At 69.7% G+C, this 23,586-nt stretch carries 30 protein-coding genes and 1 pseudogene; 19 read left to right on the top strand and 12 right to left on the bottom strand.

Going from position 1 to position 23,586, the window contains the following annotated elements; all coding sequences use genetic code 11:
- Nucleotides 1-4: 4 nt before the first annotated feature.
- Genes DYE23_RS04235 through DYE23_RS04220 form a run of 4 tightly spaced genes read right to left on the bottom strand, consistent with a single transcriptional unit; the run spans nucleotide 5 to nucleotide 3,040 of the window.
- Nucleotides 5-628: an SAM-dependent methyltransferase gene (locus DYE23_RS04235; RefSeq protein WP_115326568.1), complete on the bottom strand. Its 624-nt coding sequence runs from the start codon at nucleotides 626-628 to the stop codon at nucleotides 5-7.
- On the bottom strand, nucleotides 625-1,392 hold the full coding sequence (locus DYE23_RS04230; protein ID WP_115326567.1) for a PIG-L deacetylase family protein: 768 nt from the start codon (nucleotides 1,390-1,392) through the stop codon (nucleotides 625-627). Before DYE23_RS04230 ends, DYE23_RS04235 begins: the two co-directional genes overlap by 4 nt.
- Nucleotides 1,389-2,330 carry an acyl-CoA dehydrogenase family protein gene (locus DYE23_RS04225; RefSeq protein WP_115326566.1) on the bottom strand — a complete coding sequence of 314 codons (942 nt, stop codon included), beginning with the start codon at nucleotides 2,328-2,330 and terminating at the stop codon, nucleotides 1,389-1,391. Before DYE23_RS04225 ends, DYE23_RS04230 begins: the two co-directional genes overlap by 4 nt.
- Nucleotides 2,327-3,040 carry a glycosyltransferase family 2 protein gene (locus DYE23_RS04220; RefSeq protein WP_115326565.1) on the bottom strand — a complete coding sequence of 238 codons (714 nt, stop codon included), beginning with the start codon at nucleotides 3,038-3,040 and terminating at the stop codon, nucleotides 2,327-2,329. The genes DYE23_RS04225 and DYE23_RS04220 overlap by 4 nt, the downstream gene beginning before the upstream one ends.
- A gap of 51 nt (nucleotides 3,041-3,091) precedes the next feature.
- On the opposite strand from DYE23_RS04220, the gene DYE23_RS04215 reads away from it, so the two are divergent.
- From DYE23_RS04215 to DYE23_RS04190, 6 genes are all read left to right on the top strand, one after another.
- Complete coding sequence (locus tag DYE23_RS04215; protein ID WP_115326564.1) at nucleotides 3,092-3,778, top strand: HAD family hydrolase; 687 nt, start codon at nucleotides 3,092-3,094, stop codon at nucleotides 3,776-3,778.
- A 10-nt stretch (nucleotides 3,779-3,788) separates the two neighbouring features.
- On the top strand, nucleotides 3,789-4,238 hold the full coding sequence (locus DYE23_RS04210) for a nitroreductase family deazaflavin-dependent oxidoreductase (protein WP_115326563.1): 450 nt from the start codon (nucleotides 3,789-3,791) through the stop codon (nucleotides 4,236-4,238).
- 3 nt (nucleotides 4,239-4,241) lie between these two features.
- Nucleotides 4,242-5,153, top strand: coding sequence for a 1,4-dihydroxy-2-naphthoyl-CoA synthase (locus DYE23_RS04205; protein WP_115326562.1), 912 nt, complete (start codon nucleotides 4,242-4,244; stop codon nucleotides 5,151-5,153).
- Between the two features lie 90 nt (nucleotides 5,154-5,243).
- Nucleotides 5,244-6,128: an SDR family oxidoreductase gene (locus DYE23_RS04200; RefSeq protein ID WP_115326561.1), complete on the top strand. Its 885-nt coding sequence runs from the start codon at nucleotides 5,244-5,246 to the stop codon at nucleotides 6,126-6,128.
- Nucleotides 6,129-6,134: 6 nt separating this feature from the next.
- Nucleotides 6,135-7,664 (top strand): long-chain-fatty-acid--CoA ligase, encoded by a 1,530-nt coding sequence (locus tag DYE23_RS04195; RefSeq protein WP_115326560.1) that lies wholly within the window; start codon nucleotides 6,135-6,137, stop codon nucleotides 7,662-7,664.
- Between the two features lie 23 nt (nucleotides 7,665-7,687).
- Nucleotides 7,688-8,071 (top strand): VOC family protein, encoded by a 384-nt coding sequence (locus tag DYE23_RS04190; RefSeq protein ID WP_115326559.1) that lies wholly within the window; start codon nucleotides 7,688-7,690, stop codon nucleotides 8,069-8,071.
- Here DYE23_RS04190 and DYE23_RS04185 read toward each other — a convergent pair.
- From DYE23_RS04185 to DYE23_RS04175, 3 genes are read right to left on the bottom strand one after another with little or no spacing between them, the layout of a single operon-like run.
- Nucleotides 8,068-8,367, bottom strand: coding sequence for a DUF3349 domain-containing protein (locus tag DYE23_RS04185; protein WP_115326558.1), 300 nt, complete (start codon nucleotides 8,365-8,367; stop codon nucleotides 8,068-8,070). The two genes, DYE23_RS04190 and DYE23_RS04185, sit on opposite strands and share 4 nt — an antisense overlap.
- Nucleotides 8,368-8,377: 10 nt before the next feature.
- The gene (locus tag DYE23_RS04180; protein WP_011891034.1) at nucleotides 8,378-8,665 is read right to left on the bottom strand and encodes a hypothetical protein; all 288 of its coding nucleotides are present in this window, start codon (nucleotides 8,663-8,665) and stop codon (nucleotides 8,378-8,380) included.
- Nucleotides 8,666-8,681: 16 nt separating this feature from the next.
- The gene (locus tag DYE23_RS04175) at nucleotides 8,682-9,932 is read right to left on the bottom strand and encodes an inorganic phosphate transporter (protein WP_013470643.1); all 1,251 of its coding nucleotides are present in this window, start codon (nucleotides 9,930-9,932) and stop codon (nucleotides 8,682-8,684) included.
- A 233-nt stretch (nucleotides 9,933-10,165) separates the two neighbouring features.
- On the opposite strand from DYE23_RS04175, the gene DYE23_RS04170 reads away from it, so the two are divergent.
- The 5 genes from DYE23_RS04170 to DYE23_RS04150 all read left to right on the top strand — a co-directional run bounded on the left by DYE23_RS04170 (nucleotide 10,166) and on the right by DYE23_RS04150 (nucleotide 14,066).
- A complete protein-coding gene (locus DYE23_RS04170; protein ID WP_011891036.1) occupies nucleotides 10,166-10,483 on the top strand; it encodes a DUF3349 domain-containing protein in 318 nt (105 codons plus the stop codon).
- 56 nt (nucleotides 10,484-10,539) lie between these two features.
- Nucleotides 10,540-11,625, top strand: coding sequence for an o-succinylbenzoate--CoA ligase (gene menE, locus DYE23_RS04165; RefSeq protein WP_011891037.1), 1,086 nt, complete (start codon nucleotides 10,540-10,542; stop codon nucleotides 11,623-11,625).
- A 43-nt stretch (nucleotides 11,626-11,668) separates the two neighbouring features.
- Complete coding sequence (locus DYE23_RS04160) at nucleotides 11,669-12,283, top strand: pyridoxamine 5'-phosphate oxidase family protein (RefSeq protein ID WP_011891038.1); 615 nt, start codon at nucleotides 11,669-11,671, stop codon at nucleotides 12,281-12,283.
- A gap of 66 nt (nucleotides 12,284-12,349) precedes the next feature.
- Nucleotides 12,350-13,057 (top strand): response regulator transcription factor, encoded by a 708-nt coding sequence (locus tag DYE23_RS04155; RefSeq protein ID WP_041788371.1) that lies wholly within the window; start codon nucleotides 12,350-12,352, stop codon nucleotides 13,055-13,057.
- Complete coding sequence (locus tag DYE23_RS04150) at nucleotides 13,044-14,066, top strand: sensor histidine kinase (RefSeq protein ID WP_011891040.1); 1,023 nt, start codon at nucleotides 13,044-13,046, stop codon at nucleotides 14,064-14,066. The genes DYE23_RS04155 and DYE23_RS04150 overlap by 14 nt, the downstream gene beginning before the upstream one ends.
- Before the next feature lie 80 nt (nucleotides 14,067-14,146).
- Here the strand turns inward: DYE23_RS04150 and DYE23_RS04145 are convergent, their stop codons facing one another.
- Nucleotides 14,147-15,277, bottom strand: coding sequence for an NAD(P)H-dependent flavin oxidoreductase (locus DYE23_RS04145; RefSeq protein ID WP_041788370.1), 1,131 nt, complete (start codon nucleotides 15,275-15,277; stop codon nucleotides 14,147-14,149).
- A gap of 83 nt (nucleotides 15,278-15,360) precedes the next feature.
- Nucleotides 15,361-15,573 carry a hypothetical protein gene (locus tag DYE23_RS04140; RefSeq protein WP_013470638.1) on the bottom strand — a complete coding sequence of 71 codons (213 nt, stop codon included), beginning with the start codon at nucleotides 15,571-15,573 and terminating at the stop codon, nucleotides 15,361-15,363.
- Nucleotides 15,574-15,615: 42 nt separating this feature from the next.
- Between DYE23_RS04140 and DYE23_RS04135 the strand changes: the two genes are divergently transcribed.
- The 7 genes and pseudogenes from DYE23_RS04135 (at nucleotide 15,616) to DYE23_RS04105 (ending at nucleotide 21,434) form a co-directional block, all read left to right on the top strand.
- The gene (locus DYE23_RS04135) at nucleotides 15,616-16,485 is read left to right on the top strand and encodes a 1,4-dihydroxy-2-naphthoate polyprenyltransferase (protein WP_115326557.1); all 870 of its coding nucleotides are present in this window, start codon (nucleotides 15,616-15,618) and stop codon (nucleotides 16,483-16,485) included.
- 44 nt (nucleotides 16,486-16,529) lie between these two features.
- Complete coding sequence (locus DYE23_RS04130; RefSeq protein ID WP_115326556.1) at nucleotides 16,530-17,531, top strand: AAA family ATPase; 1,002 nt, start codon at nucleotides 16,530-16,532, stop codon at nucleotides 17,529-17,531.
- 13 nt (nucleotides 17,532-17,544) lie between these two features.
- Nucleotides 17,545-18,406 (top strand): annotated as a pseudogene (locus DYE23_RS04125) (DUF58 domain-containing protein).
- Nucleotides 18,396-18,869, top strand: a complete 474-nt coding sequence (locus DYE23_RS04120; protein ID WP_011891045.1) for a hypothetical protein — start codon at nucleotides 18,396-18,398, stop codon at nucleotides 18,867-18,869. The pseudogene DYE23_RS04125 and the gene DYE23_RS04120 overlap by 11 nt, the downstream one beginning before the upstream one ends.
- Complete coding sequence (locus DYE23_RS04115; protein WP_011891046.1) at nucleotides 18,860-19,816, top strand: hypothetical protein; 957 nt, start codon at nucleotides 18,860-18,862, stop codon at nucleotides 19,814-19,816. Before DYE23_RS04120 ends, DYE23_RS04115 begins: the two co-directional genes overlap by 10 nt.
- Nucleotides 19,813-20,727: a vWA domain-containing protein gene (locus tag DYE23_RS04110; protein WP_115326555.1), complete on the top strand. Its 915-nt coding sequence runs from the start codon at nucleotides 19,813-19,815 to the stop codon at nucleotides 20,725-20,727. The genes DYE23_RS04115 and DYE23_RS04110 overlap by 4 nt, the downstream gene beginning before the upstream one ends.
- Entirely contained in the window at nucleotides 20,724-21,434 is a 711-nt protein-coding gene (locus DYE23_RS04105; RefSeq protein ID WP_115326554.1) for a hypothetical protein, read from the top strand. The genes DYE23_RS04110 and DYE23_RS04105 overlap by 4 nt, the downstream gene beginning before the upstream one ends.
- On the opposite strand, the gene DYE23_RS04100 is transcribed toward DYE23_RS04105, so the two are convergent.
- Together DYE23_RS04100 and DYE23_RS04095 are read right to left on the bottom strand one after the other, a co-directional pair.
- A complete protein-coding gene (locus DYE23_RS04100; protein WP_115326553.1) occupies nucleotides 21,431-21,844 on the bottom strand; it encodes an ester cyclase in 414 nt (137 codons plus the stop codon). The two genes, DYE23_RS04105 and DYE23_RS04100, sit on opposite strands and share 4 nt — an antisense overlap.
- Before the next feature lie 64 nt (nucleotides 21,845-21,908).
- Entirely contained in the window at nucleotides 21,909-22,250 is a 342-nt protein-coding gene (locus DYE23_RS04095; RefSeq protein WP_115326552.1) for a DUF4229 domain-containing protein, read from the bottom strand.
- A 49-nt stretch (nucleotides 22,251-22,299) separates the two neighbouring features.
- On the opposite strand from DYE23_RS04095, the gene DYE23_RS30745 reads away from it, so the two are divergent.
- Nucleotides 22,300-22,464, top strand: a complete 165-nt coding sequence (locus DYE23_RS30745; RefSeq protein WP_011891051.1) for a hypothetical protein — start codon at nucleotides 22,300-22,302, stop codon at nucleotides 22,462-22,464.
- 25 nt (nucleotides 22,465-22,489) lie between these two features.
- Here the strand turns inward: DYE23_RS30745 and DYE23_RS04090 are convergent, their stop codons facing one another.
- On the bottom strand, nucleotides 22,490-23,584 hold the full coding sequence (locus DYE23_RS04090) for a MinD/ParA family ATP-binding protein (RefSeq protein ID WP_115326551.1): 1,095 nt from the start codon (nucleotides 23,582-23,584) through the stop codon (nucleotides 22,490-22,492).
- Between the last annotated feature and the right edge of the window lie 2 nt (nucleotides 23,585-23,586).

Here is a 23,586-nt window from a genome sequence, read left to right as displayed (position 1 = left end):
GTGGTCAGGAGCCGGGAACTCCGGTGCGTGCGGCCACCGAAGCACCGCCCGCATTGTCGAACACGTCGATGACGACGTCGGCGTCCCGGTACCCGCCGAGATGATGAAGACCCTCGGTGGCCCCGATGACGTCGTTGGCGTGATCGCCGTTCATCGGATACTCCTCGACGTCGTGGCGCCAGTGTGCCGCGACGACGGTCGTCGGGTGACCCAGGCGGGGCACCTCACGGTCCAGCACCGCGCGCAGAGTGGCCGGCTGCAGGTAGTAGCACACTTCGGAGAGCACGATGAGATCGAAAGGTGTTGTCGGCCAGGGATCGTCAAGCGATCCCCGGAGCAACGTGACGCGGTGCCTGATGCGGCGATCCGACAACCGCCGGTGTGCGGCGTCCAGCGCCGCGACGGCGACATCGGAACTGGTGACGTGATCGCAGCGCGCGACCAGACGCTCGGTCAGCACGCCGATTGAACACCCCGGCTCGAATGCGTGCCGGTACCGGGGGTAGGGCAGCAACGCCATGGTGATGTCGTACTTGCGCTTCTCGTACCACCGGGATTCGAGCTGCCACGGATCGGCCGCGTGCGCATACATGCGGTCGAAGAAGCCGTCCGGAAGCCTGGGAGTCACCGAAACACCACCTCGCCGACGGTGAGCAACCGCGGGAGGAAGTACGGCGGCAGCACGGGCTCGTCACCGTACTCCGTCGGCTCGAACTGGCTGCGAAAAAGCGCAGCCGCCTTCATCTTCCGCGCCACGGCCGCCGGCGTCGCGCCCACGGCACGGGCCCGCTCCCACGGGACCGCCGGATCCCCGGGGCGCGCCCAGTGCCACATCCACACCGGGTACTCGAGCAGCACTGTTCCGGTGCACTCGGCGGCCACCGCGGCGGCCCGGCCCACAGCTTCGTGATCGGGGTGCCCGTCTCCTCGCCACGTCGCGGCGCACCAGGTGCCGGCCGGAGTGTCGGTCAGGATCTCGATGAGCAGATCGGTCAGACGCTGCTCGTGACGGGCGATCTCGCCGTCGGGCAGACCGAGGCTGATCGGCGTCGACAACCCCAGCGTGTCGGCGGCGGCGCGCAGTTCGGACCGACGTAACGCCTCGATCCGATACCGCTGCAGCAGGGACACATTCGGAAACGCGGCGCCGCCGTCGCTGGCCGACACGATCTGCACCCGCACCCCGGACTCCGCCAGCATCGCTGCCGCTGAGCCGAATCCGAGGGTCTCGTCGTCCGGGTGCGCGCCGACGATCACGATCTCACGGCAACCCGCGAGATCCAGCGGGGGCAATCGGAGACCGGCTCGCGCCCACACCTTCTCGGGTGTGCCCCCGTCCGGGAGCGGATGGACGGCGAACCGGTCGGAGTTGCCGGTCTGTGACGCCGTCATGACGGCTCCGCCGCGAGCACCCCGAGACGCTCAAGGTCCCGTTCGGCGTGGCTCTGCCGGACGTAGATCGACAGATCGGCCACCCGACGCGCATGGTCGGAGTCCATGGCCAGTGGCGACGGGCCGAGCGCCCGCGCGGTTCTGCTCAGCGTTTCCTCGACAGCGGTCTCGACGACGGCGCGGGCGCGGCGAGCACCTAGTTCCGCACGGCCACCGCAGTTCCGCGGATCGGCGTCAATGTCTGCGGCCACGGCCGCCAGCGTGGCGTGCGCGGCGGTCAGCGACGCATCCACGGCGCCCAGATGCGCCGCGGTGTGCGCGTCGGCGTTTCCCGCGGCGACCCGCGCATACAGTGCTGCGGCCACGGCGCGGGCTCCGCCGAGCCAGCAGGCGGCCACCCCGACCGCGCCGTGCCAGAAGCCCGGACGGGTCAGATACTCGCCCGGTGCCCCCACCGCGACCGCGGGGGTCATCGCGAATGCCACCGAGCGGGTGTCGGATTCGGCCATACCGGTGGTGTGCCACCCGCTCCGCAGCGGCCGCACCCCGTCCGCCGCGAGGTCGACGGCGAACAGGCCGCGCTCACCCGTCGACAGCCGCGCCGTCACCAGTGCGTGTGTACACAGCCCCGCCCCCGAGCACCACACCTTCGTCCCGTCGAGCAGTACCCGGGTGCCGTCGTCGTGTGCGGTCACCACCTCGTCGCCGGACTCCGCGGCCCACACTCCCCACCACTGGCCCGGCGCCGGTGCCCGGCCCCCGAGTTCTGCGAGGATCGCCGCCGCATCGGCGTGCGCTTCCGCCAGACGCCCTGCCACGACGTCGATCTCGGCGAGTTCGGCCAATCTCTCCCAGCGCAGGGCCGTGTCGCCGCCCCCCGGCAGCGGCAGGTCGAGCCGACCGGATTCCAGCCAGCTCCGGACCAGGCCGGCAGTCATGCCACGTCGGCTTTCCCGGGGTCGTCCGAACGCGACAGATTCCGCAGATGCTGGGCGAAGCCGCCGGGCGCACGACCCTCCCGACGGTCCGAGGTCGCCACCGACAGGCGCCGGTCCCGGTGGATGAACATTCCGGCGTCTTCGAATCTACGGACCAGGTCGACATCCTCGCTGCTCTTCAGCGCCCGGAATCCCCCGACACGCCAATAGGATTCGGCACGGAACCCCATGTTCGCACCGTGAATGTGCCGGTGTCCCGTACCGCGAGACCGGTAGCCGCGCAGATAGCGTCGCGCCACCGCAGGTGAGAAGTGCCGCCAGCTCGACACCCGCACCACACCGAGCACCATGTCGGCGCCGGCGCCGAGCATCCGGACCAGCCAGTCCGCGTCGACCGTGCTGTCCGCGTCGGTGGTCGCATACCAGGTGCGCCCGATCTCGTCGTCGCCGAACAAGGTGCGGGCGTACTCGAACCCGGCGGCGCGGGTGGCGCCGACGTTGCCCGCGTCGACGGAGACGAAGTGGACGTCGGCGCCGAACTGCCCGGCGAGCGCGTCGCTGCCGTCATCACAGGAATCGAGGACCACCACGATGCCGACCGGGATGGGCACGCACAGCGCGGCGGTGGTGAGCGCGCGGAGGCAGTCCGGCAGATGGTCCTTCTCGTTGTGCGCAGGCACCACCACGACGGCACGTGACAAGTCATTCACCCCGGTTTATTAGCCATTTCGCGAAAATTTCACACCTGGCACCATGGTGGAGTGACCGACCTGGACGCGGTGCTGTTCGATTTCTCCGGCACGTTGTTCCGGCTCGAGGAAGACGAGAGCTGGTTCGACGGGATGACCCTCGCCTCCGCCGGCAACCGGGACGTCGACGAACACGTGCAGGCCGAGTTGATGCGGCGGTTGACCGCACCGACGGGACGGTCGGTATCGATGACGCCGGAAGCCTTGGAGGCGTGGATGAACCGCGACCTCGCCCCGCACCTGCACCGCGAGGCTTATCTGCACGTGCTGCGGGAGTCGGGACTCGCGTGCGAGCACGCCGAATCGCTCTACTCCCGGGTGATCGACCCCGCCTGCTGGACGCCCTACCCCGACACCGCGACGGTGCTCACCGGTCTTCGCCGGCGCGGCATCAGGACAGCGGTCGTGTCCAACATCGCGTTCGATCTGCGGCCCGCATTCGACGGCGTCGGGACCGTCGACGAGTTCGTGCTCTCCTTCGAGGTGGGCGCCGTCAAACCGGATCCGTCGATCTTCCAGACCGCCCTGGACCGGCTCGGAGTGCCCGCAGAGCGCGCCTTGATGGTCGGAGACAGCGACGAAGCCGACGGCGGCGCCCGCGCGCTGGGGTGCGCGTTCGCGCTCGTCGACCCGCTACCGACGCGTGAACGCAGCGACGGGCTGCTCGGCGCCCTGCGGGTACACGGAATCCGGTTGTAGCGTCGAACTCATGGCGAGTGGCGAGCGGATCCGGCCTCCGTGGTGGCTCAAATACGTGAACAAGGCGATGATCGCGATCAACAGGACCGGTCTGCTGAAGAACGGGCCCGTGGTGCTGACCGTGACCGGACGCAGAACCGGTAAGCCGCGCTCCACACCGATCACCCCGTTCGAGGTCGACGGGCGGCGGTATGTGGTCGGCGGGCTTCCCGGATCGGACTGGGTCCGCAATCTGCAGGCCAATCCCGATGCCGTGCTGACACGCGGCCGGACGCGGGAACGCGTGCGGATGGCCGAGCTGCCCGTCGAGGAAGCGCGCCCGCTGCTGCGGCAGTTCCCGGTGCTGGTGCCGACCGGCATGGACTTCATGAAGAACGCCGGTCTGGTCACCGGACCTCACCCCGACGAGTTCGAGGCACTGGCCGAACGCTGCCCGGTGTTCCGCTTCGATAACGTTTGAGGCGTGACTACCCCCGGGAGCAATCCGTTCGACCCCAGCCTCTGGGAGCCGGTGTCCGGCTTCGACGACCTGACCGACATCACCTATCACCGCGCCGTCGACCAACCGACCGTAAGGATCGCGTTCGACCGCCCGGAGGTGCGCAACGCGTTCCGACCGCACACCGTCGACGAGCTGTACCGCGTCCTGGACCACGCCAGGATGTCGTCGAACGTCGGGGTGGTGCTGCTGACCGGCAACGGGCCGTCGCCGAAGGACGGCGGCTGGGCGTTCTGCTCCGGCGGCGACCAGCGGATCCGCGGCCGCAGCGGCTACCAGTACGCCAGCGGCGATACCGCCGAGACGGTGGACCCGGCCCGTGCCGGGCGGCTGCACATCCTCGAGGTCCAGCGGCTGATCCGCTTCATGCCCAAACCGGTGATCTGTCTGGTCAACGGGTGGGCCGCCGGCGGCGGACACTCGCTGCACGTAGTGTGCGACCTGACCCTGGCGTCGCGGGAGCACGCCCGCTTCAAGCAGACCGACGCCGATGTCGGCTCGTTCGACGGCGGCTACGGTTCGGCGTACCTGGCGCGCCAGGCCGGGCAGAAGTTCGCCCGCGAGATCTTCTTCCTGGGCCGGCCCTACACCGCCGAGCAGATGCACGCGATGGGCGCGGTCAACGAGGTCGTCGACCACGCCGAGCTGGAAAATGTTGCGCTGCAGTGGGCTTCGGAGATCAACGGCAAATCTCCACAGGCCGTCCGGATGCTCAAGTATGCGTTCAACCTGCTCGACGACGGACTGGTCGGCCAGCAGCTGTTCGCCGGCGAGGCGACGCGGTTGGCGTACATGACCGACGAGGCCGTCGAAGGTCGCGACGCGTTCCTGGAGAAACGCGACCCCGACTGGTCGCCGTTCCCCCGCTACTTCTAGTGATTTCCGCCGAAATTGCGTTCCAGCAGGAGAAGTGCGAGTGAGGTCCTGCTGGAATGCAATTTCGGCGCTGGAAATAGACTCCGCGGCGTGACGAGTAGGAATCCGCTGCGGCGTCTCGCCGACCAGGTGGTGCTGACCAGCATGCGTCCGCCGATCCTGCCGGCGCTGCTGAACCGACCGACCCGCGAGACCATCGAGCTGCGGGGCAAGCGCGTCCTGCTCACCGGCTCGTCCTCGGGTATCGGGGAGGCCGCCGCCGAGAAGCTCGCCCGCCGCGGAGCGACGGTGGTGGCGGTCGCGCGGCGCCGGGATCTGCTCGACGAGCTCGTCATCCGGATCGCTGACGCCGGGGGTGACGCCCGGGCCCACGCCTGCGACCTGTCCGACCTCGACGCCGTCGACGAGCTCGTCGCGACCGTCGAGAAGGACCTCGGCGGCATCGACATCCTGGTCAACAACGCCGGCCGCTCGATTCGCCGCCCGCTGGAGGAGTCGCTGGAGCGCTGGCATGACGTGGAACGCACGATGACGCTGAACTACTACGGCCCGCTGCGGCTGATCCGCGGCCTGGCGCCCGGCATGCTGGCGCGTGGCGACGGGCACATCATCAACGTGTCCACCTGGGGCGTGAAGACCGAGAGCCCACCGCTGTTCGGCGTCTACAACGCCTCGAAGGCCGCGCTGAGCTCGGTCAGCCGCATCATCGAGACCGAATGGTCCGGCCGCGGCGTGCACGCGACCACGCTGTACTACCCGCTGGTGAAGACGCCGATGATCGCCCCGACACGGGCCTACGACGGACTGCCCGGTCTGTCGGCCGACGAGGCCGCCGGCTGGATCGTCACCGCCGCGCGGCACCGTCCGGTCAGCATCGCACCGCGCATCGCCGTCACCGCCCATGCGATCAACAGCGTCGCCCCGGGCGCCGTCGACACCATCATGAAACGCCAGCGGATGCAGCCCAGGGACTGAAAAGCCGTGTTCCACAACCTCGCCGACATCGTCCGCAGCCACGGCCGCGACCGCCCGGACGCGCCCGCGCTGATCGTCGGCGACCGCACCGTCAGCTACCGCAAACTCGACGAGCGCTCCAACCGGACCGCCCAGGCGTTCTCCCGGACCGGCGTCGGGCCCGGCGACAGGGTCGCTTTCGTGGAGCGCAACGGCATCGAATTCTTCGACGTCGCTTTCGGTTCCGCGAAACTCGGCGCCGTCGCGGTACCGGTGAACTGGCGGCTCACCGCGCCGGAGATGCGCCACGTGATCGCCGACTGCGGCGCATCGGTGGTGGTCGTCGGACAGGAGTTCACCGGTCAGATCGAAGCCATCGCAGACGATCTCGACGTCGAGGTCGTCGTCATCGGAAAGCACCGCCACTGGCCGACTTTCGAGGACCTGCTGGCCGCGGCGCCGGCCGTCGACCCCGGTGTCGTCACCGGACCCGACGACCTGGTGTTCCTGATGTACACGTCGGGCACCACCGGGGCGCCGAAGGGGGTGATGCTGAGCAACGCCAACGTCGTGTGCAAGACCGCGGGCGTGGGCGGGCCGTGGAAGTTCGACGCGGACTCGGTGAGCCTGGCGGTGATGCCTCTGTTCCACATGGCGGGATTCGGGTGGGCGCTGGCCGGGCTGTGGGAGGGCGCGGTCACCGTGGTGCTGCGTGACGTCGACCCCGGCGCAATCCTCGACGCCGTCGCGCGCCACCGCGTCACCAACATGCTGCTGGTTCCCGCGGTGATCCAATTCCTGCTCGACACACCGGGTCTCGACGACACCGACCTCTCCCGGCTGCGGATCGTCGTGTACGGGGCCTCCCCGATCACCGATGACGTCCTGATGCGCGGGATCGACCGGTTCGGCGGGATCTTCGCCCAGGTGTACGGCATGACCGAGTCGACCGGATCGGTCACCCAGCTCGACGGCGACGAACACCTGCCGCAGCTGCTGCGCTCCTGCGGCAGGCCCTACCCGTGGGTGCAGATCCGCGTCGTGGACCCGACGGGACGCGACGTCGCGCCCGGCACCGTCGGCGAGGTGTGGACCCGGTCGGACCAGAACATGCTCGGCTACTGGAACAACCCCGAGGCGACGGCGGCGACGCTGACCCCCGACGGCTGGCTGCGAACCGGCGATGCCGGATACCTCGACCGGGACGGCTACCTGTACCTGCACGACCGGATCAAGGACATGATCGTCTCGGGTGCGGAGAACGTGTATCCCGCCGAGGTCGAGAACGTGCTGATGACGCACCCGGCCGTCACCGACGTCGCCGTCATCGGCATCCCGGACACCCGGTGGGGCGAGGCCGTCAAAGCCGTCGTCGTCGCCGGCGCCCCGGTCACCGAGGCCGAGTTGATCGCCTTCGCGCGCGAACAGCTGGCCGGGTTCAAGCTGCCGAAGTCCGTCGACTTCGTCGACGCGCTGCCCCGCAACCCCAGCGGCAAGCTGCTCAAACGCCAGCTGCGAGAACCGTACTGGACAGACGAGCACCGCCACATCGGCTGAGCGGGCGTGATAGACACACACCCATGGAGATCCTGGCCAGCCGGGTGTTGTTCCGTCCGAAGGACTGTGCGCGCACGGTCGCGTTCTACCGCGACAGCCTCGGACTCGCGATCGCCCGGGAGTACAGCGGCGGCACGGTGTTCTACGCGGGCCAGACGCTGATCGAGATCGCCGGACACGGAGCGCCACCCGTCGGGGCTCCCCCATTTCCCGGCGCGCTGTGGCTGCAGGTGCGAGACCTCGCCGCCACCCAGGAGCAGCTGACACAACGCGGCGTGACGATCGCGCGGGAGGCCCGTCAGGAACCGTGGGGACTGCACGAGATGCACGTCGCCGATCCCGACGGCATCAGCCTGATCTTCGTGCAGGTACCCGACGACCACCCGCTGCGCAGGGACACCCGCTAACCGGCAGGAGCGGCCAGCGGCCAGCCGACCGACGCGAGCCGCGCCGCCACCTGGTGCATCTCTTCGGGATTGGGTTCCTTGTCGGTGACCAGATGGATCGCCGCGCGGATCTCCTGCGGCGTCACCGTGTCGGAGTCCGTTCCACGCAGCACGGTCTGGGCGACCCCGACGACCTCGTCCTCGGTCAGCGTGCGGGACAACAGCGCCGACAGCGGGAAATAGTCCGTCGTCGGGATGCCGTGCGGGTACCCGTGTCGCAACCAGCCCAGGACGTTGTCGAAGACGTTCTCACGCATCTGCGTCGCCTCACTTCGCCGGAAGGAACGGGAACATGTCGATGCCGGTGTAGTGGATGACCGTCCCGCGCGTGATCCACAGGACCGCGGTCAGGATCACCCAGCCGACGAACACGAACATGCTGACGCCCAGGATCTTCATCGCAGGGTTCGGTGCGGCCACGGCGCCGCCGTCGGAGCCGTCCGATCCGGCGCCGCGTGAGAACGCGACCAGGCCGAGGGCGAAGACCGCCGGCAGCCCCGCACCCAGCAGCAGCCCGATGCCGAGCACCTTGAAAATGCTCTCGAAGTACGTCATCTGGATTCCTTGCCGATCAGACCGTGGCGACGGGCTTGGGGTCGGGGGTGGTGGTCACGCGCAGTTCGGCGGGCACGACGGAGTTGGTGGTGTCGTCCCAGTCGGCGTTGACGTTCTTGTGGTCGACCTTCTGCTGCTGGGCGCGCCACCACATGAACGCCGACAGGCCCACCAGGATCACGAAGATCAGGCCGTCGCCGGCGAGATCGGAGCCGGTCGCCGACGTCACGCCGCTGGACAGCCAGTAGGTCAGCGCACCGACGAGGCCCGCGGCCGGCAACGTGATCAGCCAGGCGACCGCCATCCGTCCGGCGACCGCCCAGCGCACCTCGGCGCCGGGCTTGCCGACGCCGCTGCCCAGGATCGACCCGGTGGCGACGTGGGTGGTCGACAGCGCCATCCCGGCCGCGCTCGAGCTCAGGATGATCGCCGCCGACGAGGCTTCGGCGGCGAAACCCTGCGGCGACTGGATCTCCACCAGACCCTTGCCGAGGGTGCGGATGACGCGCCAGCCGCCGAGGTAGGTGCCCAGCCCGATCGCGACCGCGCAGCTGAAGATGATCCAGAACGGCAGACCCTCTTCCTTCACATCGCCGGTCAGGTGCCCGGTGGTGATGAGCGCCAGCGCGATGACGCCCATGGTCTTCTGCGCGTCGTTGGTGCCGTGCGAGAGCGCGACGAGCGAGGCGGTCGCGATCTGCCCCCAGCGGAAGCCCTCACGCCGACGCTTCTCGGCGACCCGGCGGGTGAGGCGGTAGACCAGCCAGGTTCCGCAGCCGGCGACCAGGCACGCGATCATCGGGGCGGCCAGCGCGGGGATCAGCACCTTCTGGGTGACACCCGACCAGTTGACCCCCGCCAGGCCGAGGGCCGCGAGGCCCGCGCCGATCAGCCCGCCGAACAGCGCGTGCGAGGAGCTCGACGGGATGCCGAACAACCACGTCAGCAGGTTCCACAGGATGCCGCCGATCAGGCCCGCGAAGATGATCGTCAGACCTGTGGAGGCGTCGATACCCGACAGCAGTTCACCGGACGTGGAGTCCTGGACCTTGAGGACCGAGGTGGTCACCGTGACCGCCACCTCGACCGACAGGAAGGCGCCGACGAGGTTCAAAATTCCGGCCAGCAGAACCGCGGTCTTGGGCTTGAGAGCGCCGGTGGCGATCGACGTGGCCATCGCGTTCCCGGTGTCGTGGAACCCGTTGGTGAAGTCGAACGCCAGTGCGGTGATGATCAACAGCACCAGCACGACCAACTCTGCGCTCATGCTGTTGATTCTGCGTCCTTCGGCGCCCGTTTTCCGAATTTTCGCGGGCGTGGGCGCGTGTGAGATTGAGCCCACAACATGCCGTTTTCCCAAGTCACGCGCAGCTGTTCATCCAATGTTCATCTTGGGGGCCACCCCCGTTCGCCGGGGCCTTCGCGTGGCCGGTCCGGCGGGGTCCTCGCGTCTAAGATCTACGGCCGTGGGCATTCCGATGCCGTGTGGGGAGTGAGTTCGTGACCAAGTTCCTGGCCAGGATCGTCGCCTGGATCGTCGAGGGATATCCGGAGGGTGTCCCCGGCCCCGACCGGGTACCGCTGCTGGCGTTGCTGCGCCGCCGGTTGACCGACGACGAGGTGCGGGCCGTGGTCACCGAATTGCGCACCCGTGCCGAACTGACCGACACGCCCGGCATCGACACCGTCGACATCGGCGTGCTGATCACCGAGATCACCGACGGCCTGCCGTCCCCCGACGACATCGAAAGGGTCCGCGCCCGCCTCGCCGCGCAGGGCTGGCCGCTCGACGATTCGCGCGATGAGGAGGACACATAGCGATCCTACGAGCGGTCGAATTCGGTTCCGGCGCAGCGGCATCGGCGCAGCTGCCGGTGATCGCCGACGTCCTCGACGGTCGCGCCGCGGTGCTGCCGGTGCCCGCGGACGATCCGCACCAGAGCGCGGCGCTGGCCACCGCCCTGCGTGCCGGCGAAGACATCGACGACGCCGTCGGCGCGGTGCTGTCGACGTCCGGAACCACGGGAACCCCCAAAGGCGCCCTGCTGACCGCCGCCGCACTGAGGGCCGGCGCGGAGGCCACCCACGAGCGCCTCGGCGGTCCCGGTCAGTGGCTGCTCGCGCTGCCGGCCCATCACGTCGCGGGATTTCAGGTCCTCGTCCGCAGCGTCGTCGCGGGCACCCGCCCGGTGGCCGTCCCGGCGTCGTTCGAACCCGAGGCGCTGACCTCGGCGATCGCAGGGATGGAGCCGGGTCGGCGGTATGCGTCGCTGGTTGCGGTCCAATTGGACAAGGCTTTGGGCGACGTCGCGGCCACCCGGGCGCTGGCCTCCCTCGACGCGGTGCTGATCGGCGGTGGCCCGATGCCGGCCGGGGTCGCCGAAAAGGCGTCGGCCGCAGGCATTTCGGTGATCCGCACGTACGGCATGAGCGAGACGGCCGGCGGCTGCGTCTACGACGGGGTACCTCTGCGCGGCGTCGAGGTGCGTATCGCCGAGGACGGCCGCATCGAGCTCGGCGGGCCGACGGTCGCGGTCGGGTACCGCAACCCCGTCACACCGGACCCGTTCGCCGAGCCCGGCTGGTTCCGCACCGACGACATCGGTGTCCTCGACGCCGGGGTGCTGCGCGTCCTCGGCCGCGCCGACGACGCGATCAGCACCGGCGGGCTGACGGTGCTACCCGGCATGGTCGAGGCCGCGTTGGCCACCCACCCCGCCGTCGCCGAATGCGCGGTGTTCGGGGTCGCCGACGCCAGGCTCGGCCAGCGTGTGGCCGCCGCGGTGGTGACCACTCCGGAATCATCGGTGACGTTGGCGCAGTTGCGATCTCATGTCACCGAGACGCTGCCGTCGAGCGCCGCGCCGCGCCAGCTGCATCTCGTCGACGAGCTTCCCCGCCTCGGCATCGGCAAGATCGACCGACGCGAACTGGTCCGGCGCTTCGGTGAGTCGGACTGAGGGACCTCCCCTTTCGCCGCCGCCGACCCGCATCATGGACACCATGAGCCGCCACGTCACCACCGTCGAGGAACTGCGCGCGATCGTCGGACATCCCCACGCCGTGGTCGCCGGCAAGGTCCGCGACCGCCTGTTGCCGGCGATGCGGGACTGGCTGGCGCATTCGCCGCTGGGCTTCGTCGCGACGACGGATGCCGACGGCCGCGTCGACGTCTCCCCGAAAGGTGATCCGGCCGGATTCGTCCACATCATCGACGACCACACCATCGCGATCCCCGAACGGCCCGGCAACAAGCGCGTCGACGGCTACCTCAACGTGCTGGAGCGCCCGCGCGTCGGCACCCTGTTCGTCATCCCCGGCCGCGGCGACACCCTGCGGATCAACGGCAGCGCCCGCGTGATGGCCGACGCCGACTACTTCGACGCGATGTCGGTCGAGGGCAGGCGCCCGATCCTGGCGCTGGAGATCGCGGTCGAGGAGGTGTTCTTCCACTGTGCGAAGGCGTTTCTTCGGTCGGACGCGTGGGACCCGCAGAGCTGGGATCCGGCGGCGGTGCCCAGCGCGGCGCACCTGGCCAAGCAGATGTACGCCGACGCCGACCTCGACGACATGCGCAGGGCGCTCGACGAGGACATGATGCGCCAGGCCCTGTACTGAACTGCGGGCATGACAAAAGCGTGACGTCGACGCTGGTAGCCGGTCCGTCGCGCTAACCTCGGTGTGGTGACCCGAGTCCTCATCGCCGATGACGATGGCGTCGTCCGCGACGTCGTCCGCCGCTACCTGGAGCGCGACGGACTCGAGGTGTCCACCGCACACGACGGCAACGAGGCGCTGCGACTGCTCAGTTCGCAGCGCATCGACGTCGCAGTGCTCGACGTGATGATGCCCGGCCCCGACGGGATGGCGCTGTGCCGACGTCTGCGCCAGAACGGCCACTACTCGGTGCCCGTGATCCTGCTGACGGCCCTCGGCGAGGAGGACGACCGCATCGCCGGGCTGGAAGCCGGTGCCGACGACTACCTGACCAAACCGTTCAGCCCGCGTGAGCTGGCGCTGCGCGTCCGGTCGGTGCTGCGACGCTCACCGGCCTCGATCGCGGCCCACCCGGTCGACATCACCTCCGGTGACCTGACCGTGTCGACGGCGTCGCGCTCGGCCACCGTCGGCGGCAGGACGGTCAGCCTGACCAATCGCGAGTTCGACCTGCTGTTGTTCTTCCTGACCCACGCCGGCACCGTCTACACCCGCGAGGACCTCCTCAAAGAGGTGTGGCACTGGGATTTCGGCGACCTGTCCACGGTCACCGTGCATGTGAAGCGACTGCGCTCCAAGCTCGGTGACCGGCACCGGGTACAGACCGTGTGGGGCCGCGGCTACATGTGGGCCCCCGACGAAGCGTCGCCCGGGCAGCCGGATGCTGCCGGCTGAATACTGGGAGATCATCGGGTGGGCGCTGGCCTGCTCGGTGCCTGTGGTGCTCGTCGGCGCCGCGGTGGTGCGGCTGGCGAGGGCGTGGTCGCTGGCGGTGAGCATGGTCGCGCTGGTGCTGATCCCGGTGCTGGCGACGCTGGCCGGGGTGCTGGGAGCCAGCGGCTTCATGATCAGCGGGACCTTCGAGCGGACCGCCGTGGTGCTGGTGATCGTCTCGATCGTGACGATCCCGGCGGCCGTGATGCTGGCCCGCTATCAGGCGCGACGGATGGTGTGGGAAGCCGAGATCCGCGATTCCGAGGCGGCGGCAGAGCACTCCCGGCGACGGCTGGTCGCCTTCGTCAGCCACGACCTGCGCACCCCGCTGGCCGGTATCCGCGCGGTGGCCGAGGCGATCGCCGACGGTGTGGTGCCCGACGAAGAAGTCCGGGTGCACGCCAAACACATTGAGAACGAATCGATTCGGCTCTCCGAGATGGTCGACGACCTGTTCGAGATGTCGAAGATCAACGCCGGCGCGCTGACCCCGACGTTCGACATGGTGGCGCTCGACGAGGTCGTCGACGACGTGATCGCCGCGCACCGAATGCCCGCCGAACGCGCCGGAGTCCGGCTGCGTGCCAGCCTGCCCGAGCAGCCCGTGCAGGTGGTCGGCAGCGACCGTGCGCTGGTGCGGGTGCTGTCGAACCTCGTCGCCAACGCGATCGCCCACACCCCGCCGGGAGGGACCGTCGAGCTGGCGCTGGGCGCCGACGAGATCAGCGCGTGGGCCCGCGTCGACGACACCGGGGTCGGCATCGACGAGGCCGACCTGCCGCGCGTGTTCGACGTCGCCTATCGCGGATCCAACAGCCGTGTGCCACGGTCGGATTCGTCACTGCCGAGTGGCTCCGGGCTGGGGCTCGCCATCGCGGCCGGGCTGGTGCAGGCCCACCGCGGCACGCTCACGGCGCACAACCTGCCGACGGGCGCACGGTTCGAGGTGCGCCTGCCGCTGGCCGAGTAGCGCGCGTTTCGCGCGCGAAATATCATTCCGGGCTGCGATCGGGTCCGAAAGCACGACCCGGAATGATATTTCGCGGGGTGTCAGCCCGGCAGAGAGCTGCTGAGGCGCTCGGCGGCGGCGAGGTAATCCTCGATGAACTCGCGGACGACCTCGCGGGCAGGCTTCACCTTGTTCATCAGCCCCACGCCCTGCCCGACGAAGTACGTCGCGAGCGCCTGCGCACCCTCGTGGCCCTGCGAGGCCAGCACGTCGATGCGGCGGATCACCGGCTCGCACAGCATCGACTGCAGCGGCAGGCCCAGCGGCTGCTCCCCGTCCTTCGACGGCGCCCACGCCTTCGTCCAGTCCGACACCAGCTGCCGTGACGGCTTGCCGGTTCGGCCCGCCGAGCGCACGGTGTCGCGTGACGTCGCGGCCAGCATCTTGGCCACGGTGTGCGGTGCGGTCTCGGCCTCTTCGGTGGTCAGCCACACCGACCCCGTCCACGCCCCGGAGGCGCCCATCGCGACCATGCCCGCCATCTGGCGTCCGGTGACGATGCCGCCGGCCGCGAGCACCGGGGTGGACACGCCGAGCGCCGCCAGACCCTCCAAGACCTCGGGCACCACGACGAGCGTGCTGACCTCACCGCAGTGTCCGCCCGCCTCGGTGCCCTGCGCGACGATCAGGTCCACGCCGGCGGCGGCCTGCTTGACCGCGTGCTCCTTGGCGCCGACGAGCGCCGCGACCGGGATGCCGCGTTCCTTGCCGGCCTCGATCATGTAGTCCGGCGGGACGCCGAGGGCGTTGGCGATCAGCTTGACCGGATGGGTGAGCGCGACGTCGAGCAGCTCACGGCCGGTGTTGCCGGACAGCATCGGCTTGCCGATACGCCGCTCAGGCTCGGGCTCGATGTCGTGCTTGCGCAGCAGCTCGTCGACGAGGTCCTTGTAGGTCTGCGGGATGCGCGCCGCGAGATCGGAGCTGGACAGCTTCTCGCCCTTGCCCTCGAACTTCGCCGGGACGATCAGGTCCACGCCGTAGGGCCTGCCGCCGACGGCCTCGTCGATCCAGGCCAGCTCCTGGTCGAGCTGGTCGGGCGAATACGCGGTGGCGCCGAGCACGCCGAAGCCGCCGGCATTGGTCACCGCAGCCACCACGTCGCGACAGTGGCTGAACGCGAAGAGAGGGAAGTCGATGCCGAACTGTTCACACAGCGCTGTGGACGTCATGGACATGAGTATGACTTGACGGGTGTCAAGAAGGAAGCGCCGGTGTCACGATGTGGCGGGAACCCCCGCGCACCTGCGTGGGGCTAGGCGTCGTCCTCGTGGAACTCCTGGGTGGCGCGGCGGGCGCCGTCGCGGATCTCGAACACGTCGGTGGCGAAGCCGCCGATCGCGTTCGCGACGTCCTTGACCGCGGTGGTGATGATCGTGGTGACCTCGCCGACCGCCGAGGCCCCTGCCGCGACGATCTCCTGTACCGCGTCCTTACCGATCTCGGACTTGCTCAGCCGGTCGTCCATGCGCCCAGTCTGCCACGGTCGGCACCTGCAAGACTGGCCGTCGTGGCCAGTCTTGCCCAGTGGATCGAGGGCGCGCGTCCCCGGACGTTGCCCAACGCCGTCGCACCCGTCATCGCCGGGACCGGCGCCGCCGCGTGGCTCGACGGCACGTCCTGGTGGAAGGCGCTGCTCGCTCTGGTCGTCGCCGTCGCACTGATCATCGGGGTGAACTACGCCAACGACTACTCCGACGGCATCCGCGGCACCGACGATGTCCGCTCCGGCCCGCTGCGCCTGGTCGGATCGAAGCTCGCAGCACCGAAGTCGGTACTGACGGCGGCGGTGGTGAGCCTGGCCGTCGGCGCGCTCGCCGGCTTGGTGCTGGCCTGGTTCTCCGCCCCGTGGCTGATCGCGGTCGGCGCGGTGTGCATCGCCGGCGCATGGCTCTACACCGGCGGCTCGAAACCGTACGGGTATCTGGGGCTCGGCGAGGTCGCGGTGTTCGTGTTCTTCGGCCTCGTCGCGGTGCTCGGCACCCAGTACACGCAGGCGTTGCGGGTGGACTGGGTCGGGCTGACGCTGGCCGTGGCCATCGGCTGCCTGTCGTCGGCGGTCCTGGTCGCCAACAATCTGCGCGACATCCCCACCGACGCGGAGTCGGGCAAGATCACGCTGGCCGTACGGCTCGGCGACGCGAAAACACGGGTGCTGTTCACCGTGCTGACGGCGATCCCGTTCGTGCTGACGCTGGTCCTGATCGCCGCGACGCCGTGGTGCGCGGCCGGCCTGCTCGCGCTGCCGCTCGCCCTGCGTGCGGCCGGACCGGTGCGCAGCGGACAGGGCGGCAAGGACCTGATCCCGGTGCTCAAGGACACCGGCCTGACGATGCTGGTGTGGGCGGTCGTGGTGGCCGCAGCGCTGATCCTCGGCTGACGACGGCTGTTTGCGGGCCCGAATCGCGTGGTACATAGCGCGGGATGACCGCCGCCCCCATGCCCCGCGAGTCCGACGACGCCCGTGAAGCGCAGCGGGTCGTCGCGGCGCTGTCCGAAGCGTTCTCGGCGAAGGTCGTCGGCCAGGAGCACCTGCGCGAGACGCTGCTGATCGGCCTGCTCACCGGCGGGCACATCCTGCTCGAAAGCGTGCCGGGACTGGCCAAGACCACCGCGGCGCGGGTGATCGCCGAGTCGATCGACGGCGAGTTCCGCCGCATCCAGTGCACCCCCGACCTGCTGCCCAGCGACATCATCGGCACCCAGGTCTACGACGCGACGACCACCGCATTCGTCACCCAGCTCGGACCGGTCCACGCGAACGTCGTGCTGCTCGACGAGATCAACCGCTCCAGCGCCAAAACCCAGAGCGCGATGCTCGAAGCGATGGAGGAACGCCAGACCACCATCGCGGGCACGGTCTACCCGATCCCCGAACCGTTCCTGGTGATCGCCACCCAGAACCCCGTCGACCAGGAGGGCACCTACGCGCTGTCCGAGGCGCAGACCGACCGCTTCCTACTCAAGGAGATCGTGCGGTATCCGTCGCCCGAGCAGGAGGTCGACATGATGTCGCGCCGCGACGCCGGGCTCTACGACAAGGATCACCGCAGCAGCCCCGTCGTCGGCCTCGACGACGTCCGCCGGCTGCAGCGGATCACCCGCGACGTCTACATGAGCCGCGACCTCATGCTCTACGCAAGCCGGCTGGTCGGGGTCACCCGGGACCCGGGCAACCACCTGCCCAGCCAACTGGCCCGCATGGTCGAGTACGGGGCGAGCCCGCGCGCGACGATCGCGCTGTGCACCGCGGCGCGGGCGTTGGCGGTGCTGTCCGGCCGCGACCACGTGATCCCTTCGGACATCGCCGATCTCGCGCACCGGGTACTGCAGCACCGGCTGATCCTCGGCTTCGAGGCGGCCAGTGCCGGCGTCACCCCGAACAGGGTGATCGACGCAGTGCTGCACGCGGTGCGGGTGCCCTGAGCGGCGGCACAGATTGGGCACGCATCTCAACCGCGCCAGGGCGCATTTCGGCACCGACACCCGGGGCATGCTGGAGGGCGGCCGTCACGCGTTGCTGCACACGCGCAGCCTGGAATTCGACGAGCTGCGACCCTACGTGCCTGGCGACGACGTGCGCGACATCGACTGGAAGGCCTCGGCGCGCTCCGGGAGTGTCCTGATCAAGAGGTTCGTCTCCGAGAAGCACCACAAGGTGCTGCTGGTCGCCGACACCGGACGCAACATGGCGGCACTGGCCGCCGACGGTGAACGCAAAAGCGATGTGGCGCTGCACGTCCTGGGCGCGGTGGGGCTGATCACGCTGGGCCGTTCCGACCAGATCGGGATGGTGTACGGAGATGCCCGAGGCAGCCTGCGGGTCCGCCAGAGTCGCGGCGAGAACCACATCGAGAGCATGCTGGCCGGCTACCACGGCCACGCGGGGCGTCACGGACCCAGCGACATCGTCTGCCAATTGACCTATGTGGCAACGCACTACCGCCATCCGATGCTGATCGTGGTGGTCTCCGACGAACCCGACACCGACAGCCGACTCGAAGACGCCGTGGCGCGGTTGACGTCTCGACACGACGTGATGTGGGCGATGGTCACCGACATGCCCGCGGCCGGCGTCAAGGACGGCGCGTACGACGTCGCCACCGGACGCCCGGTGCTGGGCAGCGCCGCGACCGACCCGCGGGTCGTCGCCGCCTACGAGCGGGCCGAGCTGCGGCGCGCCGAGCGCCTGAGCCAAACTTCTGGTGGCACGCGGTGTCCCACGCGCCACCATCACCGGATCCGGGCAGATCCGGCGGGCGGTCGGCGAGATGACGCGGGTGTGGTCCCGTGCCGGATGATCTACTGGAGTTCGTCAGCGGACCGCCGGGGTACTCCGCGATCTGGCTGTGGCTCGGCATCGCCCTGCTTGGTGCCGTGATCCTCTGGTACACCGCGGTTTTCGTCGCGACCATGCCGTCAGACCGGCTACGCCGCATCCCCGGCGTCGAGGACGCCCACGCGCGCATGCTGCGCAGGCGCTTCGCGGGAACCGCCCGCGACATCACCGACCGCCACCGCAGCGGTGAGATCACCGCCGAGCAGGCCGGGGCCGACCTCAGCCGCACGCTGCGCAGTTTCCTGCACCAGGCGACGGGTGTCCGCGCGCAGTACATGCAGGTGCGGGCCATCGCCGCGAGCGACCTCGCCGCCGCCGCACCGCTTCTCGAGTCGCTGGGCAGCGCGCAGTTCGACCGCGCGTCCACAGTCGATGTCGGGTCACTCGGTGACGCGACCGAAGAGTTGATCCGCTCATGGACCTGACGTGGTGGCCGGTCGCGGCCCTCGGAGCCGGCGCCGTCGTGCTGGTGATCGCGGTGGCGATCCTGCTGCCCGTCACCGGGAACCAGGACCGCCGGCTTCCGCTGGCCAACACCGACCGGTTGACCAGGCTGCCCGAATACCGGGCCGTGCTACGCCGCCAGACGCGCGCCGCGGTCGTGACGCTGACCCTGCTCATCCTGCTGTGCGGCACCACCGCCCTCGTCAGCGCCCGGCCGAGCGAACCCCGTCGCGATGAGGCGGGTGCTGTCGCGCGCCAGGACATCATGCTGTGCGCCGGATCTCCCGTCGACGAGCCGGCGACGTCGGACTTCCTCCGCTACTTCGCGCGCCAGGCCCCGACGTACGGCGCCGAGCGGATCGGCCTGACATCGTCGAACCGGCGGCTCATCCCGTTGACCCGCGACCATCAGTTCGCCGCGGGCCGCCTCGGCGACTTCGCCCGGAACTCGCCCGCCGCACCGACGTTCGCCTCATCGGTGACCTATGCCGACTACTCCCCCACCGTCGCCGACGTCCTGGCGTTGTGCCTCACCGGATTCCCGGATTTCGAGAACGAATCGACGACGCGCCGGTCGCTGATCTACGTGGGCCCCGGCTCGCTGCGAGCTCCCGGCGACACCCGGCCGTCGCTCTACACCGACGCCGAGACCGTCGAGATGGCGCGCCGCGCCGGGGTGCAGATCAGCGCGATCGCGACACCCGGCCGCGACACCGGGGCGCTGAGCGCGGCGGTCGGCGAGACCGGCGGGCAGTTCTTCCGATTCGACCCAGCCAGGGTCGACGGGCAACTCGACGCGATCCGCGCCGCCGCGGCCGCACCGCCCGAGGGGATCGACGTCCGTGAGGACTCACCCGTCGTCGCCCTGATCGTCGCGCTGGCACTATCTGCCCTGCTGGCGGTCTCGCTGTTGGCGGTGCGCCGATGACGTTCGATCCGGTGATGCCGGGAATCGTGCTCGCGGTCGCCGCCGCAACACTTCTCGCGCTGCGCGCGGTCGCACTCCTGCCGGCGGCGAGGGCGGGCCGCACGTCGGTGGCCCGGTGGGCGGTCACCACCGTCGCGCTGCTCCTCCTCGTGCTCGCCGCGGCGCGGCCCGTCACCGGATCCGCTGCCGGAGAACAGAACGCGCAACGCCCGCAGGCGGGCGCCAACATCTACTTCCTCGTCGATCGGTCGTCCGACTCGGCCATCCCGGACTTCGGAGACGCTCCGCGGATCACGGCCATGCGCTCCGACATCGAGGAGGTGATCCGGGCCCACCCCGACGCGCGGTTCGCGATCATCGGGTTCGCTGCGCGTCCCTCGATCGACTGGCCGCTGTCGGCGGACGCGTGGAGTCTGCAACCCGCCGTCGACGCGCTGACGCCGCATCCGGGCATCGACAGCACCGAAGTCAACGCTGCCGCGGCAGCCAATGTCCTTCGCTATCAACTGATTTCAGCAGGACAGCAGTTTCCACAAGCCGAGAATCTGGTCTACTACCTCGGTTCGGGGGCGGGTGAGTCCACGGTGCCGCAGGGCGTCTTCGACACCCCGCGGATCGACGACGGCGCGGTTCTGGGCTACGGCACCGGACCCGGCGAGGCCAGGCTGCGTGAGATCGCCGGGCAGCTGGGGCTGCCCTACGTGCCGCGCCGCGACGGCGCCGAACTCCCCTCCGACCGCGCGCCTGCATCGGGAACCGCCACCGCGACGGATCCGGCGACTGCGCCGCAGCCCACCGAGCTGTACTGGGTGCTGACGATGCTCGCCACCGCGCTGCTTCTCGTCGAGATCTACCTGACCACCAGGGATCTGCACCGTACCCGCGCCGTCCGCCGGCAGGCCCCGTCATGACCCGCCCACCCGCGCGCATCCGTCTGCGGCGCCGCCTGCTGCTGTTCTCCGCGGTGCCCGCCGTGCTGGTCACGCTGCTGGCCGTCAAGCTGATCTCGGTAGTCGTCGTCGGCGGTGCGGCCCAACAGCACTACGCGTCCGGCGACATCGGCGCCCTGTCCGACGACGTGTCGCTGCTGCAGGTCGCCAACATGATCGAGCCGGCGAACGCGACCGTCGCCGCGGGCGTCCTCGCGGTGCTCCAGGATCGACTCGACGTCGCCGACATGCAGTTCACCGCGGCGCTAGAGACCACCGACGACAGCCGTTCCTGTCCGGTGCGGATCAATCTGGAACTGGTCCGCGAGCGGCGCGGTGACATCGACGCGTGGGAGGCGCGACTGGACGACGCCAGACAACGCTACGAGGAAGCGCTGACCGTGATCGCCGAGGCACCGCCTGCGTGCTTCTCCGGCAACGACGATCCCGATCCGCAGCGGCGCGCGGTCCGTGCCGATGCCGCTGCGCGGGTCCAGGCCAAGATCGACGCGCTGGGGACGGTGGCACCCCTCGCACCACCGTCCCCGCCGCCACCGGCCGCACCCGTCGCGCCGACGGCTCCCCCGCCTGCCGGCGCCGATCAGCCGCGGCCGGACGAACGTCGCCTCGATATCGGTGAAGACCCGCTGGCGGCCCTGCGCCAACTCCTCCGGGACGCCGCCGGTTAGGCGCGCGAGGTCCCCGACCAGTACTCGACGACCTTGCCGTTCGCGATCCGCAGCAGGTCATTGCCCGTGTAGCGCACCGGACCGTTGCGGCCGGCCCCAGTGGCGATCCAGCGCGCCGCGACCATGTCACCGTCCACGATCGGCCCGACGTCGACGACGAAGGACAACTCCTTCAACGTCAGATGGGTCCGGTCGACCTCGGCCTGCAGCCCCGCGGGCCCGCGAATCTCGCGGTTGGGCAGATGGCCGACGAAATCGGGCGACACCAACTGCTCGGCGACACGGCGCCCGGACCACAGTTCGTGGATCCAGCGGCGGTAGAGCCGGTGCGCTCCCGCGCGGCCGGGGCTACTGAGGGCTCTGTGGTCGGTCAGACCACGAGGACGGTTCATGACCTGCGGATCAGTCATGTACCGAGTGTTACCCAGAACACACCTCAGCTACGCCGCCAAATTACGAAAAGTACATGCGCATTCAGCCGTCCCGACGTTTCGGATCGGACTTCGGCGCAGGCTTACCGGCACCGCCACGCAGCCGCTCCTGCAGTTGCTCACGGTCCCGGCGGCGGCGTTCGTCGATCGCCGCGATGCTGGCATTGGCGCGCCGGCGAAGCGGGCTGAACAACCAGATTCCCAGCGGCAACGCCACCACGATCGCGAACAGCAAAGCCACCACGACGGGGAAATCGCGAATTCCGATCAGATGGCCGATACCGAGCACGGCGGCCGCCACCGCGGCGACGAGGACAAGTCGCGCCGCCACGTAGGCGAGCACATCGAGATACAACCGGGAGCCGGGTCGCGGGTCGTCAGACACGAATCCGAGCCTAGCGCCGACGCGTATATTGGCAGGAAGGAGGTTTTGAGTGGCGTATTTGCTCCTTGTTCTCGTCTTGGCCGGACTGGTCTACGTCGGCTGGCGGGTGATCCGGATGAACGCGAACAGACCGCGCACCCGGACGATCGGGCCGGACGACGATCCCGAGTTCCTGCGGCGGATCAATCCGCGCGACGACCAGCCCAGGTCCTGACGAGAAGTGACCGCGAGACCCGGTGTCAATCGGCCGGGTCGGACCGACTGCGTGCCCCGGGAAATCCGTCGGCCACCGCAGCCGCCAACTCCAGCAGGGACTCCCGCGTCTGCGGGCGCAGTCGCTCAAGGCTGATCTCGGCGCCCTCCTCCAGGTGGGTATCGAACGGCACCTGACACACGGCGCGGCACCGTCTCGTGAAATGGTCGACGATCTTGTCCAGGTCGACCTTCGCGGTGCCCCGGCTCGTCCCCCGACGGCCCCGGGGCCGCACCCCGTTGATGACCGCGATCGAGTTGCGCACCATGTCGTCGTGGCCGTGGGCGTCGAGCCAGTCCAGCGTCGCCGACGCGCTGCGCGCGCCGTCCGCCGATCCCGAGCTGATCACGACCAGAACGTCCGCCTTGTCGATGACCGCCGACATCGCCGAGTGCAGCATGCCGGTGCCGCAGTCGGTGAGCACCATGCTGTAGAAGCGCTCGAGGATGTTCAGCGCGCGGACGTAGTCGGTCGCCGAGAACGCCTCCGACACCGCGGGATCGCTCTCCGACGCCAACACCTCAAGCCGGCTGGGCCCCTGCGAGGTGTACCGGCGCACATCGCTGTAGGCCGAGACACCCTCCGCATCGCGCAGCAGATGCCGCACCGTCGCCGGAGTCTGCACCGGCACCTTCTGGCTCAGCGTGCCGCGGTCGGGGTTCGCGTCCACGGCGATCACGCGGTCGCCGCGCGCGCCGGCGAACGTCGCGCCGAGGGTTGCGGTGATCGTGGTCTTGCCGACCCCGCCCTTCTGCGAGAGCATCGCGACCCGATAGCAGCCCTGCAGTGGCTGCTGCATCCGCACCAGCAGGTCGTCGTGCCGGATCACCTTCGGGCTCTCGCCGGGATTGATCAACCGGCCGGACGCCCGGTACACCCATTTGCGCCAGCCCGCCGACGGGGCCTTCGGGAGCGCCCCCAGCAGCGCGACCGTCGACAGTTCGCGATACGGCACAAGTTCGGTGGACGGGGTGGCCGCGGCGACGACGGGCACGACGCCCTCCGGGGGTGTCGGCGCCGTCCACTCGGCGGGCACCGGCGCCATCGGATCCGAGAACCGTTGCTGCGCCCGAAAGCTCATCG

Origin of the sequence: Mycolicibacterium gilvum (assembly GCF_900454025.1) — a bacterium.
GTDB lineage: Bacteria > Actinomycetota > Actinomycetes > Mycobacteriales > Mycobacteriaceae > Mycobacterium > Mycobacterium gilvum.
This window is presented reverse-complemented; position numbering and strand designations above follow the sequence as displayed.

Coding starts and splice junctions, on each gene's coding strand:
- DYE23_RS04230 (WP_115326567.1), bottom strand. CDS start 1,392: ATGACGGCGTCACAGACCGGCAACTCCGACCGGTTCGCCGTCCATCCG.
- DYE23_RS04225 (WP_115326566.1), bottom strand. CDS start 2,330: ATGACTGCCGGCCTGGTCCGGAGCTGGCTGGAATCCGGTCGGCTCGAC.
- DYE23_RS04210 (WP_115326563.1), top strand. CDS start 3,789: ATGGCGAGTGGCGAGCGGATCCGGCCTCCGTGGTGGCTCAAATACGTG.
- DYE23_RS04190 (WP_115326559.1), top strand. CDS start 7,688: ATGGAGATCCTGGCCAGCCGGGTGTTGTTCCGTCCGAAGGACTGTGCG.
- DYE23_RS04185 (WP_115326558.1), bottom strand. CDS start 8,367: ATGCGTGAGAACGTCTTCGACAACGTCCTGGGCTGGTTGCGACACGGG.
- DYE23_RS04180 (WP_011891034.1), bottom strand. CDS start 8,665: ATGACGTACTTCGAGAGCATTTTCAAGGTGCTCGGCATCGGGCTGCTG.
- DYE23_RS04175 (WP_013470643.1), bottom strand. CDS start 9,932: ATGAGCGCAGAGTTGGTCGTGCTGGTGCTGTTGATCATCACCGCACTG.
- DYE23_RS04160 (WP_011891038.1), top strand. CDS start 11,669: ATGAGCCGCCACGTCACCACCGTCGAGGAACTGCGCGCGATCGTCGGA.
- DYE23_RS04150 (WP_011891040.1), top strand. CDS start 13,044: ATGCTGCCGGCTGAATACTGGGAGATCATCGGGTGGGCGCTGGCCTGC.
- DYE23_RS04145 (WP_041788370.1), bottom strand. CDS start 15,277: ATGACGTCCACAGCGCTGTGTGAACAGTTCGGCATCGACTTCCCTCTC.
- DYE23_RS04140 (WP_013470638.1), bottom strand. CDS start 15,573: ATGGACGACCGGCTGAGCAAGTCCGAGATCGGTAAGGACGCGGTACAG.
- DYE23_RS04130 (WP_115326556.1), top strand. CDS start 16,530: ATGACCGCCGCCCCCATGCCCCGCGAGTCCGACGACGCCCGTGAAGCG.
- DYE23_RS04115 (WP_011891046.1), top strand. CDS start 18,860: ATGGACCTGACGTGGTGGCCGGTCGCGGCCCTCGGAGCCGGCGCCGTC.
- DYE23_RS04110 (WP_115326555.1), top strand. CDS start 19,813: ATGACGTTCGATCCGGTGATGCCGGGAATCGTGCTCGCGGTCGCCGCC.
- DYE23_RS04105 (WP_115326554.1), top strand. CDS start 20,724: ATGACCCGCCCACCCGCGCGCATCCGTCTGCGGCGCCGCCTGCTGCTG.
- DYE23_RS04100 (WP_115326553.1), bottom strand. CDS start 21,844: ATGACTGATCCGCAGGTCATGAACCGTCCTCGTGGTCTGACCGACCAC.
- DYE23_RS04090 (WP_115326551.1), bottom strand. CDS start 23,584: ATGAGCTTTCGGGCGCAGCAACGGTTCTCGGATCCGATGGCGCCGGTG.